Origin of the sequence: Nocardia sp. NPDC050697 (assembly GCF_040654395.1) — a bacterium.
Classification (GTDB): domain Bacteria; phylum Actinomycetota; class Actinomycetes; order Mycobacteriales; family Mycobacteriaceae; genus Nocardia.
The window spans coordinates 25,624-38,466 of sequence record NZ_JBFAHY010000004.1; the positions used below are offsets into that span (position 1 = coordinate 25,624).

Genomic DNA, 12,843 nt, shown 5'->3' on the forward strand with positions numbered 1-12,843 from the left:
GGGATCCCTTCGTGACCGGTGAAACGTCGTGGCAGCATGGGGGCATGCGCCTTACCGTCCTCGGGTGCTCGGGCAGTGTGTCCGGCCCGGACTCCCCAGCGTCGGGGTATCTGCTGACCGGTCCGGACATGACGCCGACGGTCATCGATTTCGGTCCCGGCGTGCTCGGCGCGCTGCAGAAGTACGCCGATCCCGGTGCGGTCGACATCTTCCTGACGCACCTGCACGCGGACCACTGCCTCGACCTGCCCGGCCTGCTGGTCTGGCGCCGCTACCACCCGGCACCGCCGGTCGGCCGCGCCATCGTGCGCGGGCCCTCGGATTCGGCGCTGCGGATCGGCAATGCCTCGGCCGAGGTCGGCGGCGAGACCGACGACTGGTCCGACGTCATCGACCTGCGCGCCTGGCAGGAGGGCGAGGTCGTCGAGTTCGGCCCCGGCCATACGATTTCGGCGCGCCGGATGTACCACCCGCCGGAGTCCTACGGGCTGCGCATCACCACCGCCGAGGGCAGGGTCTTCGTCTACACCGGCGACACCGCCGTCTGCGACGCGGTCTTCGAATTGGCCGAAGGCGCCGACGTGCTGATGTCCGAGGCGTCCTGGACGCACGACCCGGCGAATCGGCCGCCCGGCATCCACCTTTCGGGGCACGAGGCCGGGCTGATCGCGGCCCGCGCCGGGGTCAAGGAGCTGCTGCTCACCCACATCCCGCCGTGGACCTCGCGGGAGGACGTGATCGCGGAGGCGAAGGCGCAGTTCAGCGGGCCGGTGCACGCCGTGGCGCCGGGGGAGACCTTCGCTCTGTAGCACCGCCGCCCGGCGCCGCGCCGGGTGCGGTTAGGCTGACCCCCGTGTCGAGACGAGTGGACGGCAGGGCGGACGACGAGCTCCGCGAGGTCAGGATCACCCGCGGATTCACCACGCATCCAGCGGGATCGGTGCTGGTCGAGTTCGGCCAGACCCGGGTGCTGTGCACCGCGAGCGTCACCGAGGGGGTCCCCGGCTGGCGCCGGGACAGCGGCCTCGGCTGGCTCACCGCGGAGTACGCCATGCTGCCCGCGGCCACCCACACCCGCAGCGGCCGGGAGTCGGTGAAGGGCCGCGTCGGCGGCCGCACCCAGGAGATCAGCAGGCTGGTCGGGCGCTCGCTGCGCGCCTGCATCGACCTCGCCGCCATCGGGGAGAACACCATCGCCGTCGACTGCGACGTGCTGCAGGCCGACGGCGGCACCCGCACCGCCGCGATCACCGGCGCCTACGTCGCGCTGGTGGACGCGGTGACCTACCTCGGCGCGGCCGGCGCGCTCGCCGACCCGCAGCCCATCTCCTGCGGCATCGCCGCGGTGAGCGTCGGCGTGGTCGACGGCCGGGTCCGGCTGGACCTGCCGTACGAGGAGGATTCGCGCGCCGAGGTGGATATGAACGTGGTCGCCACCGACACCGGCACCCTGGTCGAGATCCAGGGCACCGGCGAGGGCGCCACCTTCCCCCGCTCCACCCTGGACAAGCTGCTGGATTCCGCGCTGGCCGGCTGCGAGCAGCTCTTCGCCGTGCAGAAGGCGGCGCTGGCCGAGCCCTACCCCGGCACCCTGCCCACCCGCGCCGAGACCGGGAAGCGGAGGTAGCCGTGGCCCGCAGGGTGCTGCTCGCCAGCCGCAATGCCAAGAAGCTGATCGAGCTGCGGCGCATCCTGGACGAGGCCGGGGTCGCCGGCATCGAGATCGTCGGGCTCGCCGACGTGCCCGAGTACCCGGAGGCGCCGGAGACCGGTGCCACCTTCGAGGAGAACGCGCTGGCCAAGGCGCGCGACGGCGCCGCGGCGACCGGGCTGCCCTGCGTCGCCGACGATTCCGGGATCGAGGTGGACGCGCTGAACGGGATGCCGGGGGTGCTCTCCGCGCGCTGGTCCGGCGGGCACGGGGCGGACGCGGCCAACAACGCGCTGCTGCTCGCGCAGCTCGGGGATGTGCCGGACGAGCGCAGGGGCGGGCGCTTCGTCTCCACCTGCGCGCTGGTCACGCCGGACGGCGCCGAGACCGTGGTGCGCGGGGAGTGGCCGGGGCGGATCGCCAGGGAACCGCTGGGCGAGCACGGGTTCGGCTACGACCCGCTCTTCGTGCCGGAGGGCGACGGGCGCTCGGCCGCCCAGCTCACCCCCGCCGAGAAGGACGCCGTCTCACACCGCGGCCGCGCCCTGAAGCAGTTGCTCCCCGCGCTGGCCGCGCTGGCCGAGTAGCGCCGGACACCGCGGCTGTGGCAACCGCTGCGCGCGGCCGCGGCCGCGGCGGTGGGGCCGGGGTCAGACCCCGAAATCCCTCTTCACCTGGACCGCATTGCGGTGCTCGATGAAGAACGAGAGCAGCGGCACCGTGCCCGCGAGCAGCGTGCCGATGGTCCGGCCGAGCGGCCACCGCACCTTGACCGCCAGGTCGGCGGTGAAGAGCAGGTACACGAAGTAGACCCAGCCGTGCACCACGGCGATCCAGCTCGGGGTGTCGGCCCCGAACCCGTACTTGGCGATCATCTCGACGGTGAGCAGCAGCAACCAGAGCCCGGTGGCCCAGGCCAGCACGCGGTAGCGCAGCAGCGCGCCCGCGATCTTCCGCGTATCGGCCGGCCGCTTCGCCGGGCGGGTCTCGGCGGGGTTCTCGCTGGTGGTCAACCGGCGCTCCTGTCGGGGGTGGCCGGGCGGTTCAGCTCGGCGAGGTAGCTGTTGTAGGCGGCGAGCTCGGGATCGTCGTCCCTGGCGGCGGCGGGCCGCTCCGGCAGGATGCCCGCCGGGATCTCGCGGGCGGCGCTCGGCCGCGCGGGCGCGGGCCCGGTGTCGCCGCCCTCCTCGTCGCCGCGCTCCAGCCGCACGAACCGGAAGTAGGCGAAGACCGCGAACCCGGCGAAGAGCGGCCACTGCAGCGCGTAGCCGAGGTTCTGGCCGGTGCCGCTCGCCGACTCGAACCGCTCCCACTGCCACCAGCCGAGCGCCAGGCAGGCCAGCGCGGCCACGACCACCAGGGCGATCAGCGCCGGGCGGTTGTGGGCCGGGCGGTCCGGCGGCGGTGAAGCGGGCACGCTCCCACGGTACCCGCTTCTACTACAGCCGACGTAGGGCAGCTCCCGGGTCAGAGCGCGGCGCTGATCCCGGTCAGCCGCTCGGACTCCTCCCAGAGCCGGCGCTGCAGCTCGGCATCGCGGGAGAGCCGGGTCGACGGGCACGGGCCGACCGGGCCGCGGGACTGGAACAGCCAGGTCGGGCCCCAGTAGGTGTTCGGGTCGGCGTCCGGCTCGGTGGCGGCGAAGAGCGTCGACTCCGCCGCGTGCCGCGGCGAGTGCCCGACCAGCCGGATGAAGGGCTTGCTCACCAGGTCCAGCGGGGTCTCGGTGCGGGTGAAGAGCTCGGTGGCCGAGACACCGGGGTGCACGCCGTACGAGCGCACCCCGGAGCCGTTGCTCGCCAGCCTGCGCTGCAGCTCCCTGGCGAACATCAGGTTCGACAGCTTGGCCTGGGAGTACGCCGCGCCGCGCTGGTAGCGGCGGTGCTCGTAGTTCAGGTCGTCGACCCGCAGCTTGCCCGCCTGCTTGTGCGCGACGCTGGAGACGGTGACCACCCGGTCCCTGATCTTCGGCAGCAGCAGCGCGGTGAGCGCGAAGTGGCCGAGGTGGTTGACGCCGAACTGGGTCTCGAAGCCGTCCGTGGTGCGGGAGAACGGGATGTTCATGAGCCCGGCATTGTTGATCAGCACGTCGATGTCGCCGGTGCGCTCGGCGAAGCCGCGGATCGAGGCGAGGTCGGCCAGGTCCAGCTGCTCCACCCGGACGTCGCCGCCGATCTTCCCGGCGATCGCCTTCGCCTTGTCGGCGCTGCGGCAGGCCATGATCACCGCCGCGCCCTTCGCGGCGAGTGCCTTGGTGGCCTCGGTGCCGATGCCGCCATTGGCTCCGGTGATCACGACGGTGCGACCGGTCTGATCCGGGATCTGTGAGGGTTTCCACGCCATGGGGCCACCTTGGCACACTTTCTGAGACGGTGTGCCCGGACCCCGCCCGCGCCGCTCGGCGCGCTGTTCGCTGCCGTGTCGCTGCGCGGGCTCGAGCGAGGGGAAGTCCCATACTGACTCGATGAACGGTGCTGTTGCTACCGCCGATCCGGTGCAGCCGCTGAGCCGGGCGCGCACCAGGGTCGTCTTCGGCACGGTGGTGCTCGGCATGCTCATGGCCGCGCTGGACCAGACCATCGTCTCGACGGCGCTGCCGACCATCGTGGCCGACCTCGGCGGGGCCGGGCACATGGCCTGGGTGGTCACCGCGTACCTGCTGGCCGAGGCGGTCGCCACGGTGCTGGCGGGCAAGCTCGGCGACCTCTTCGGCCGCAAGCTGGTCTTCCAGCTGAGCGCGCTGATCTTCATCGCGGGCTCCATGGTGGCCGGGCTCTCCAACGGCATGGCGCTGCTGGTCGGCGCGCGGGCGGTGCAGGGCATCGGCGCCGGCGGGCTCATGGTCACCTCGATGGCGCTGATCGCGGACACCATCCCGCTGCGCGAGCGCGGCAAGTACCAGGGCGCGCTCGGCGCGGTCTTCGGCGTGACCACGGTGGTGGGGCCGACGCTCGGCGGGCTCTTCACCGACCACGCGAGCTGGCGCTGGTGCTTCTACGTCAATGTGCCGCTGGCGATCCTGATGATCGCGGTGGCGGCGCGCAGCATTCCGCGGGTGCGCGCGGTGGCCAAGCCGATCATCGACTACGCCGGGATCGCGCTGGTCGCGGTGGGGGTCTCGGCGCTCATCCTCGGGCTGGAGTGGGGCGGGCAGGAGTATCCGTGGGGGTCGTGGCAGATCATCGGGCTCTTCCTGCTCGCGGTGGCGCTGCTGGCCGGGTTCGTGGCGGTGGAGCTGCGGGCGCCGGAGCCGATGCTGCCGATGGCGCTGTTCCGCAGCCGGGTCTTCACCGTCTGCTCGCTGCTCAGCTTCATCGTCGGCTTCGCCATGCTCGGCGCCATGACCTACCTGCCCGCGTACCTGCAGTACGTGGACGGGGTGAGCGCGACCGCCTCCGGGGTGCGCACGCTGCCGCTGGTGGCCGGGCTCTTCCTGACCTCCATCGTCTCCGGGCAGGTGGTGGGGCGCACCGGGCGGTACCGGTACTTCCCGGTCGCCGGGACCGCGCTGATGGCGGTGGGGCTGCTGCTGATGTCGACCATGGGGCGCGGGACCAGCACGCTGCGGGAGTCGTTCTCCATGCTGGTGCTCGGGCTCGGGATCGGGCTGGCCATGCAGGTGCTCACCATCGTGGTGCAGAACACCGTGCCGTACGCGCAGCTCGGGACCGCGACCTCGGGGGTCACCTTCTTCCGGACGCTGGGCAGCGCCTTCGGCACCGCGGTCTTCGGCACGCTCTACAGCAACGAGCTGAGCGCGCGGCTGGCCGAGGCGCTGGCCGCGAGCCCCGGGGTGCCCGCCGATGCGGCGGCGAATCCGGAGCTGCTGCGGCGGTTGCCCGCCGAGCAGGCGGCGCCGATCATCGACGCCTACGCCGCCGCCGTCGACCACGTCTTCCGCTGGGTGGTGCCGGTGGCGCTGGCCGGGTTCGTGATCGCCTGGTTCCTGCCGGAGGTGCCGCTGCGGGACAGCGCCAAGGCGGCGGCAGGCGATGTGGGGGACGGGTTCTCGGTGCCGGGCCCGGACGATCGGGTGGCGCTGCTGGAGCGCGATGTCGGGGTGGCGCTGCGCCGGGCGCGGGCCGCCGGGCCGGTCGTTCCCGAGCTGCTCGCCTCCGCCGGGAGCGGGCTCGGGCGCGGGCAGGCGTGGGCGCTCGGGCAGGTGTACGTGCTGCGGCGGTATCGCGGGGAGGCGACGGTCGGCGCGATCGCGGACGCGCACCACGTGCCGGAGGAGGTGCTCGAGCCGGTCTTCGCCGAGCTGATCGACGCCGGGTACCTGGCGCAGGGCGGTACCCGGCTGCTGCTGACCGAGCGCGGGCAGGGGGAGGTGGATCGGATCCGCGAGGCGTGGCGGCAGTGGCTGGACGCGCGGCTCGACGACTGGTCGGCCGATGATCCGGCGGATCGTGCGCTGCTGGCGCGGGCGATGGACAATATCGCCACGAAGCTGCTGGACGAGGGGGTGCGGGAGCGGGAAGCGGTCGGGGTCTAGTTCTGCTCGTCCGCAGGGGGTTTCGCAGGTTCGCCGGAGGTCACCGAGCCCTTGCCGGACGCACCGGCGAAAGGTGAAGGGCCCTTACCCGTCGCCGGGCCCGCGTCTGTTCCGCCGTCGGCGGGAGTCGCCGGGGGCGCTTCCGTGGGAGCCGCGGCGTTCGCTTCCGGCGCAGGCGCCGTTCCGGTTCCGCCGTCGGCGGGGGGCGCGGCAGTCGTGCTGTCGGCGGGGGGCGCCGTAGCCGCGTCCGGCGCGGACACCGCCGCTGCGGAACCCGCCGAACCCCCGTCCGGGGCGGACTTCCCGCCGACCGGGTCGCCCGGACCGGCAGCGGACGCTTCGAAGGGAATGACGTTCCCGGCGAAATCCCGCTCGCCGAGCCCCGCCCGCACCGCGCTGACCAGCGCGGCGAGATCGACCCAGGTGCAGGGCGGCTCGCCATCGAGGTTCCCGATCCGGTACCACTTCTCGGTCCCGCGGTAGCGGACCAATCCGTGCCCGCTCTCGTCCAGCGAGAGATCGAGCTCGCCCGAGACCGTCCCCTCCTCTTCCGTGAGGACGGCGGCCTTGCTCTCCAGTGCGACGGTCTCGGTTATGCGAACCCTCCTCGGCTGACGCAATCGTCGATCGCGGTGCGCAGCGCGGCCTGCTCCGCACTGTCGACGGTGAGGCCGTACTTTACCTTGATCTGCAGGTAGTGAACCACGTATGTGCAGCGGAACTCGCCGGGCGGCAGGTAACTGGAGACATCCTGATCACCCTTGGAGCGGTTCGCCGTCGGGTCCGAGGCCACGAGATTCGTTGCGTCGTTGGCGATTGCGCGCCTGGTCTCCAGATCCTTGGCGCCCGCCCCCGAGCGCCACGCCTCGGCCAGCGGCACGATGTGCTCGGCATCCACCTTGGCCGGATCGGTGATGAAGGCGTACGGCTTCAGCTTCCCGGTCTTGCGGTCGACCACGCCGTAGTGGTCGTGCCAGCCGCCGTCCTTGCCGATGCTGAGCTTGCAGGACTTGGGGTCGAGGGTGACCGGGCCGCTGGCGTCGCGCAGCATCATGACGTCGCGGGTGGTGCACTTGGCGTACTGCGAGAACTCCGGGCCGAAGCCGTGCTCGAGCGGGGCGGTGTCCCAGTGCGGGAACTTGTCCCGGTCGTAACCGGCCATCTCGGCCTCCGGCGCGACCTTCAGCTGCCCGAGCAGCGCATTGGCGTCGGCGGCCGGGATTCCGGCCGAGGAGACCGGACCGCTGCCCTGCTTGCCGGGCGCGCCGGGTTGCTCGGTCGCGGTGCAGCCGGTCAGCACCCCCGCCACCAGGAGCGGGACGACAACGGCAAACGCCCGGCGCGCACCGCGCCGAGCAGCAGACAAATTCACCACGATACCCACCGAACCGGAGTCGAACCACGAACCGCGCCACCGTACTCGGCGACGCGGTGGACGAATGCGATTGTCGCATATGAGCTACCGCACACCGTGGTTTACGGTGTGGAATCGGGTGGCGCCGGGGTGAATTCGGGGCAACCGCCCTATTCGCCCGGCGTGTCGCCCGGCTCGCCCTGGGCGGTGGGCGGCACTCCGGTCTCCAGGAACCGGATGAGCCGGTCGATCCGGCCGGTGTGGTCGACGCAGCGCTCCAGGTGGTGGCCGAGGAGCGCGAGATCGATGGCGGCGCCGATGGGCCGGTCGGCGGCGGCGTCGGCGAGCTCGGTGCGCAGCCGCCCGTGCAGGTCGCGCATGGCGGTGACGGCGGCGGCGTGGTCGCCGGCCGGGCGGCCGTTGGCGACGCCCTCGACCGCGATGGCGGTGCGTTCGGTGGCGAGCCTGCCCATGGCGCCGATGGTCGCGGCGACCGGGCCGGCCGCGACGTGCTCCGGGTGCGCGCTGTACACCTGGTCGGCGACTCCACTGGTGAGGCTGCCGATCCGGGAGAGTTCACCGGCGATCTGGATGGCGGTCACCACGTGCCTGAGGTCGCGGGCGACCGGTGCCTGTAGTGCGAGCAGCACGACGGTGCGTGCCTCGCAGGCGGCGTACATCTTCTGCAGCTGTTCGTCCAGCGCGAAGACCTCGTAGGTGGCGGCGAGGTCGGCGGCGGCGAGCGCGTGGGTCACGCGCTCGGCGGCGTCGTGGGCGAGCCGGCACATCTGCGTCAGATCCTGGGTCAACGCGACGAGCTCGCGGGTGAACTGGGTTCGCACGGGCTGCATTCTCGCGCACTCGGGGCGGTGCGGGGCGATCGTCGCTGGCGCGCCGCTCCCGCTCCGCGCGTCAGTGGCCGTAGCGCGCGGCGTACCTGGCGCGGTCGGCGTCCTCGCGGCGCGCCTGCGCCGGATTCCGCAGATCCTGCGGGAAGCCGTGCTTCGCCAGCCGATGGGCCCGGTTCATGGGCATGAAGGCGACCGTATAGAAGAGGGCGAGCAGCAGCGCGAGCAACACCATGGCGCCGCGCAGCCAGAGCTCGCCGGGGAAGAGCAGGAAGGCCGCGTATAGCGGGGTGAACGGGACCAGGCCGCGCAGTACGTGCCTGGCGGCGGCGTGCTTGCCGGTGAGATCGCGGCGCACCCACTCGCGCATGGAGTCGGGCAGCCGGCGGCCGAAGGCGTAACCGATCCAGCGGATCGGGCCGGGGCGGCGGGGTTCGCGGGTCACGGGTGCTCCTCACGGGGTGCCGCAGCGCCGAGCGCGGCGGCGTTGACTCGGGTCAGGACGGCGTGCAGCTCCTCGAGGTCGCGCGGGCTCACGCCGAGCCTGCGCACCACCGCGGGCGGGATCTCCTCGGCGCGGGCGCGCAGGGCGCGGCCCTCGTCGGTCAGCTCGACCAGCAGCGCGCGCTCGTCCCTCGGATCCCGGCCCCTGCTGATCAGCCCCGCGGCCGCCAGCCGCTTGAGCAGCGGCGAGAGCGTGGCGGAGTCCAGTTGCAGCGCCTCGGCGATGCTCTTCACCGACATCGGCGCATCGCCCCACAGCGCCAGCATCACCAGGTACTGCGGATGCGTGAGGCCGAGCGGCTCCAGCAGCGGCCGATACACCGCGAGCACCGAGCGGTTGGCCACCGCGAGCGCGAAACACACCTGTCGCTCCAGCCGGAGCGGATCCTCGACCGCCGTCATGCTGCCAGTTTAGCGCACGAATACTTAGTGCACTAACTGTTTGTGGGCGAAGTCGCAAATTCGAAATTAGCGCAGTTTGGTACTCGAAAAGCCGGGAATAGCTGGGCTGTAGGAAAACTCGACACCAGCAGGAAGTGTCATGATCATTCTCATCGGGCTGCTCGTCCTGGTCGCCGCCGTGATCGTCGGCGTGGCCGGAACCGTGGCCAATACGGGCGAGAACCACTACCTCGCCAGCGATTTCACGGTCTTCGACTACCACTTCTCCGGGTCGAGCGGGCTGCTGTTCTTCGACGGCATCGTGCTCGGCGCCCTGGGGATGTTCGGCTTCGTGCTGGTGGTCGGTGGCTCCTGGTTCGCCAGCAGGCGCGCGATGCTGGCTCGCCGCGAGCTACGGCAATCCCGGAAGGAGGTGGCCGCGGCCCGCAAGGATCTCGCCGCCACCCAGCCTTCGGTCCCGGTGACGGCCCCGGCCGCCACCACCGCACCGGTTCAGAAGTCCGCACCGGAGCAGAAACCCTCGTGGAGCTGGAACCGCTTCCTCAACCGATCCGGCGCGGCCACCGCGAGCAAGTAACGGCCGCGAGCGCTGCGACTCGCGTCCATCCAACCCCTCATCCGCAGAACGAAGTAAGGACAGGAAAATGATTGTTCTCGGCCTGATTCTCCTCCTCGTCGGCTGGCTGCTCGGCATCCCGCTGCTCACCACCGCGGGCATCGTGGTGCTGCTCGTCGGCGCCGTCCTGCTGCTCGCCGGCTCGCTGGGCCGCCCGGTCGGTGGCCGCCGCCACTATTTCTAACCGGCGCCATGGCCTTCGAGGATCGAGTCGCCCACCGGGTGGAAGCCGCCCGGGGGAACGCGAAGAAGGTGCTCGGACGCGCGGTCGGCAATCGCCGGCTGGAGGCGTCGGGGCGCAGGGAGCAGGCGACCGGCAACCTGAAGCGCGCGGCCTCGGCCGTGCGGGACGCCTTCCGGCGCTGATCCACCCCGGAGCGGGGCGGGTGCGGATTCCGCACCCGCCCCGCTTTGGTGTGCTCAGGGCCTGCCGCGCCGGACGGCCGTCGGGGTGCTGCCCCACCAGCGGCGGCAGCAGCGGGTGAGCGTGGCCTGCTCGGCGAGGCCGAGCAGCGAGGCGATCTGGCTCATCGGCATGGCGGTCGTGGTCAGGTAGCGGTGCGCCTGCTCGCGCCGCACCTCGTCCAGGATCGCCGCGAAGCTCGTTCCCTCCGCGGCCAGCCTGCGCTGCAGGGTGCGCGGGTGCACGGTGAGCAGCTCGGCGACGACGCCGATCTCCGGCGGGGCGGTGCCGAGCAGCTGCCGGACGGTGGTGCGCACCCGCGGTGCCGCCGCGGCGCCGTCGCCCGCGGTCTGCGCGGCCAGGAAGGCCATGGCCAGCCGGTGCAGCGTCTCGTCGCCGCCGGCGAGCGAGCGCGATTCCAGCCCGCGCGGCACCCGGAGCAGCGCGGCGGGCCGCCCGGCCCGCACCGGGGCGCCGAAGAACCGCTCGTAGGCGGCGAGCGCGGCGGGCGGGCGGTACGGCAGCTCCACCGAGCGCAGCCCGTAGCGCGGGGCCACCAGCCGCTGCAGCGCCCGGTGCACGAAGCCGAGGCCGAGGTCGGTGCCCTGTACCGGGGTGGGCAGGTCGTCGGTGCGCACCTGGTAGCGCAGCGCGACCACGTGCTCGTCGCCGTACGGGTCCGGCTCCAGGCCGAGGCTGAGCGCGGGGGCGTGCACGAAGAGGTAGCGCGCGGTGCACTCCATGACCCCGGCCAGCGTCGGCGAGTTGCGGATGGCGAGCGCCAGCGGGCCGAGCATGTCCAGGTCCTGCCGGTAGGAGATGCGCAGCCCGAGGTCGGGGCAGCCGAGCCGGTGCGCGGCCAGCTCCAGCACCGCGGCGACGGCGGTGTCCGGCACCAGCATGTCGTCGGTGTCCAGCGCGGCGGCGGGCAGCCCCGCCGCGGCGGCCAGCGCCTCGGCATCGCCGCCCAGCTCGGCCACGGTGGCGCGGAAACCGCGCAGACCGGCGGAGCGGATGACGGACATGTCGTCCAGGATCAAAGTTTTGTCGCGTGAAGGCAAGAAGGCGCGGCCTATCGCGGGCAGACTGGAACCATGACCGAACACCTCGACGTCGTGATCGTCGGCGCAGGGCTCTCCGGAATCGGCGCCGCGTACCGGTTGCAGACCGAGTGCCCCGGCAAGAGCTACGCCGTGCTGGAGGCCCGCGGGGCGCTCGGCGGCACCTGGGACCTCTTCCGCTACCCGGGGATCCGCTCGGATTCGGACATGTTCACCCTCGGCTACCCCTTCAAGCCGTGGCGGGACGCCAAGTCCATCGCCGACGGCCCCGCCATCCTGCGCTACATCACCGAGACCGCGCACGAGTACGGCATCGACCGGCACATCCGCTTCGGCACCAAGGTGGTCGGCGCGGACTGGTCGTCGGAGCGGCTGCGCTGGACCCTGACGCTGGAGCGCACCGGCGCCGACGGCCATACCGTCGAGGAGACGGTGACCTGCGGCTTCCTCTACAGCTGCGCGGGCTACTACAACTACGACCGCGGCCACGCGCCGGAGTTCGCCGGGCGCGAGGACTTCACCGGGCAGGTGGTGCACCCGCAGTTCTGGCCCGAGGAGCTGGACTACACCGGCAAGCGGGTGGTGGTGATCGGCAGCGGCGCCACCGCGGTGACGCTGGTGCCCGCCATGGCGCACGACGCCGAGTCGGTCACCATGCTGCAGCGCACCCCCACCTGGATCAGCGCGGTGCCCGGCCGCGACAAGATCGCCGACAAGCTCCGCGCGACGCTGCCCGCCGACCTCGCGCACCGCCTGATCCGCACCAAGAACATCCTGTTCAGCGTGGGTTTCTACCAGTACTGCCGACGCCGCCCGGAGGCCGCGCGCAAGCTGCTCACCGGGCTCACCACCCGGATCCTCGGCGACGAGAAGCTGGTGGCCGAGCACTTCACCCCGGAGTACGACCCCTGGGACCAGCGGCTCTGCGCGGTGCCGAACGCCGACTTCTTCAAGGCCATGAAGAAGGGGAAGGCGGAGGTCGTCACCGACCGCATCGACCGCTTCGTGCCGGAGGGCATCCGGCTGGCGTCCGGCCGGGTGCTGCCCGCCGACATCGTGATCACCGCGACCGGGCTGGAGCTGCTCGCCTTCGGCGGCATCGCGCCCTCGGTGGACGGGGTCGAGGTGGCGCTGCCCGAGCAGTACGTCTGGCAGGGCACCATGCTCACCGGGGTGCCGAACTTCGCCGTCTGCATCGGCTACACCAATGCCTCCTGGACGCTGCGCGCCGACCTCACCTCCCGGCTCATCTGCAAGGTGCTCACCTTCATGGACCGGAAGGGGTACGCGGCGGTGGTGCCGGAGCCCGCGGGCGAGCTCGGCGAGCAGCCGCTGCTGGACCTGGCGTCCGGGTATGTCCAGCGCTCGATCGGCGACTTCCCGCGGCAGGGCGACCGGCACCCGTGGAAGGTGCGGCAGAACTACCTGCTCGACTCGGCCACCACGCTCCGCACCGACCTGGGCAAGACGCTGCGGCCGGTGCGGCCGCGGGTGCCGGTGCGGGTCTGA

The 12,843-nt window shown here is 72.2% G+C and carries 16 protein-coding genes; 8 read left to right on the plus strand and 8 right to left on the minus strand.

The window, feature by feature from the left end; genetic code table 11:
- The first annotated feature begins 44 nt into the window (after positions 1-44).
- The 3 genes from AB0H71_RS15670 to rdgB are packed head-to-tail and all read left to right on the plus strand — an operon-like array spanning position 45 to position 2,238.
- A complete protein-coding gene (locus AB0H71_RS15670; RefSeq protein WP_357020509.1) occupies positions 45-809 on the plus strand; it encodes a cyclic nucleotide-degrading phosphodiesterase in 765 nt (254 codons plus the stop codon).
- Between the two features lie 44 nt (positions 810-853).
- A complete protein-coding gene (gene rph / locus AB0H71_RS15675; protein WP_357020512.1) occupies positions 854-1,627 on the plus strand; it encodes a ribonuclease PH in 774 nt (257 codons plus the stop codon).
- 2 nt (positions 1,628-1,629) lie between these two features.
- Positions 1,630-2,238 (plus strand): RdgB/HAM1 family non-canonical purine NTP pyrophosphatase, encoded by a 609-nt coding sequence (gene rdgB / locus AB0H71_RS15680; protein ID WP_357020515.1) that lies wholly within the window; start codon positions 1,630-1,632, stop codon positions 2,236-2,238.
- Between the two features lie 63 nt (positions 2,239-2,301).
- Here rdgB and AB0H71_RS15685 read toward each other — a convergent pair whose 3' ends face one another.
- From AB0H71_RS15685 to AB0H71_RS15695, 3 genes are read right to left on the minus strand one after another with little or no spacing between them, the layout of a single operon-like run.
- On the minus strand, positions 2,302-2,664 hold the full coding sequence (locus tag AB0H71_RS15685; RefSeq protein ID WP_357020518.1) for a DUF3817 domain-containing protein: 363 nt from the start codon (positions 2,662-2,664) through the stop codon (positions 2,302-2,304).
- Positions 2,661-3,068, minus strand: a complete 408-nt coding sequence (locus tag AB0H71_RS15690) for a transcriptional regulator (RefSeq protein WP_357020520.1) — start codon at positions 3,066-3,068, stop codon at positions 2,661-2,663. Before AB0H71_RS15690 ends, AB0H71_RS15685 begins: the two co-directional genes overlap by 4 nt.
- Positions 3,069-3,118: 50 nt before the next feature.
- The gene (locus AB0H71_RS15695; protein ID WP_357020523.1) at positions 3,119-3,994 is read right to left on the minus strand and encodes an oxidoreductase; all 876 of its coding nucleotides are present in this window, start codon (positions 3,992-3,994) and stop codon (positions 3,119-3,121) included.
- Between the two features lie 121 nt (positions 3,995-4,115).
- Between AB0H71_RS15695 and AB0H71_RS15700 the strand changes: the two genes are divergently transcribed.
- On the plus strand, positions 4,116-6,146 hold the full coding sequence (locus AB0H71_RS15700; RefSeq protein WP_357020525.1) for an MDR family MFS transporter: 2,031 nt from the start codon (positions 4,116-4,118) through the stop codon (positions 6,144-6,146).
- A 592-nt stretch (positions 6,147-6,738) separates the two neighbouring features.
- Here AB0H71_RS15700 and AB0H71_RS15705 read toward each other — a convergent pair.
- The 4 genes from AB0H71_RS15705 to AB0H71_RS15720 all read right to left on the minus strand — a co-directional run bounded on the left by AB0H71_RS15705 (position 6,739) and on the right by AB0H71_RS15720 (position 9,254).
- Complete coding sequence (locus tag AB0H71_RS15705; RefSeq protein ID WP_357021912.1) at positions 6,739-7,518, minus strand: HNH endonuclease family protein; 780 nt, start codon at positions 7,516-7,518, stop codon at positions 6,739-6,741.
- 152 nt (positions 7,519-7,670) lie between these two features.
- Positions 7,671-8,342, minus strand: coding sequence for a PhoU domain-containing protein (locus AB0H71_RS15710; RefSeq protein WP_357020528.1), 672 nt, complete (start codon positions 8,340-8,342; stop codon positions 7,671-7,673).
- A gap of 70 nt (positions 8,343-8,412) precedes the next feature.
- Positions 8,413-8,793: a DUF5313 family protein gene (locus AB0H71_RS15715; RefSeq protein WP_357020531.1), complete on the minus strand. Its 381-nt coding sequence runs from the start codon at positions 8,791-8,793 to the stop codon at positions 8,413-8,415.
- The gene (locus AB0H71_RS15720) at positions 8,790-9,254 is read right to left on the minus strand and encodes a MarR family transcriptional regulator (RefSeq protein WP_357020534.1); all 465 of its coding nucleotides are present in this window, start codon (positions 9,252-9,254) and stop codon (positions 8,790-8,792) included. The genes AB0H71_RS15715 and AB0H71_RS15720 overlap by 4 nt, the downstream gene beginning before the upstream one ends.
- A 139-nt stretch (positions 9,255-9,393) precedes the next feature.
- On the opposite strand from AB0H71_RS15720, the gene AB0H71_RS15725 reads away from it, so the two are divergent.
- The 3 genes from AB0H71_RS15725 (at position 9,394) to AB0H71_RS15735 (ending at position 10,236) form a co-directional block, all read left to right on the plus strand.
- Positions 9,394-9,831 (plus strand): hypothetical protein, encoded by a 438-nt coding sequence (locus AB0H71_RS15725; protein WP_357020537.1) that lies wholly within the window; start codon positions 9,394-9,396, stop codon positions 9,829-9,831.
- 67 nt (positions 9,832-9,898) lie between these two features.
- Complete coding sequence (locus tag AB0H71_RS15730; RefSeq protein ID WP_357020540.1) at positions 9,899-10,054, plus strand: hypothetical protein; 156 nt, start codon at positions 9,899-9,901, stop codon at positions 10,052-10,054.
- Positions 10,055-10,062: 8 nt separating this feature from the next.
- The gene (locus AB0H71_RS15735) at positions 10,063-10,236 is read left to right on the plus strand and encodes a CsbD family protein (RefSeq protein WP_084505584.1); all 174 of its coding nucleotides are present in this window, start codon (positions 10,063-10,065) and stop codon (positions 10,234-10,236) included.
- Positions 10,237-10,290: 54 nt separating this feature from the next.
- Here AB0H71_RS15735 and AB0H71_RS15740 read toward each other — a convergent pair whose 3' ends face one another.
- Complete coding sequence (locus tag AB0H71_RS15740; protein ID WP_357020543.1) at positions 10,291-11,298, minus strand: AraC family transcriptional regulator ligand-binding domain-containing protein; 1,008 nt, start codon at positions 11,296-11,298, stop codon at positions 10,291-10,293.
- A 69-nt stretch (positions 11,299-11,367) separates the two neighbouring features.
- Between AB0H71_RS15740 and AB0H71_RS15745 the strand changes: the two genes are divergently transcribed.
- Entirely contained in the window at positions 11,368-12,843 is a 1,476-nt protein-coding gene (locus tag AB0H71_RS15745) for an NAD(P)/FAD-dependent oxidoreductase (protein WP_357020545.1), read from the plus strand.

What these genes read in the sequence shown, in the direction of transcription:
- AB0H71_RS15670 (WP_357020509.1), top strand. Translation starts at nt 45, where the DNA reads ATGCGCCTTACCGTCCTCGGGTGCTCGGGCAGTGTGTCCGGCCCGGAC.
- AB0H71_RS15695 (WP_357020523.1), bottom strand. Translation starts at nt 3,994, where the DNA reads ATGGCGTGGAAACCCTCACAGATCCCGGATCAGACCGGTCGCACCGTC.
- AB0H71_RS15700 (WP_357020525.1), top strand. Translation starts at nt 4,116, where the DNA reads ATGAACGGTGCTGTTGCTACCGCCGATCCGGTGCAGCCGCTGAGCCGG.
- AB0H71_RS15720 (WP_357020534.1), bottom strand. Translation starts at nt 9,254, where the DNA reads ATGACGGCGGTCGAGGATCCGCTCCGGCTGGAGCGACAGGTGTGTTTC.
- AB0H71_RS15725 (WP_357020537.1), top strand. Translation starts at nt 9,394, where the DNA reads ATGATCATTCTCATCGGGCTGCTCGTCCTGGTCGCCGCCGTGATCGTC.
- AB0H71_RS15730 (WP_357020540.1), top strand. Translation starts at nt 9,899, where the DNA reads ATGATTGTTCTCGGCCTGATTCTCCTCCTCGTCGGCTGGCTGCTCGGC.
- AB0H71_RS15735 (WP_084505584.1), top strand. Translation starts at nt 10,063, where the DNA reads ATGGCCTTCGAGGATCGAGTCGCCCACCGGGTGGAAGCCGCCCGGGGG.
- AB0H71_RS15740 (WP_357020543.1), bottom strand. Translation starts at nt 11,298, where the DNA reads ATGTCCGTCATCCGCTCCGCCGGTCTGCGCGGTTTCCGCGCCACCGTG.
- AB0H71_RS15745 (WP_357020545.1), top strand. Translation starts at nt 11,368, where the DNA reads ATGACCGAACACCTCGACGTCGTGATCGTCGGCGCAGGGCTCTCCGGA.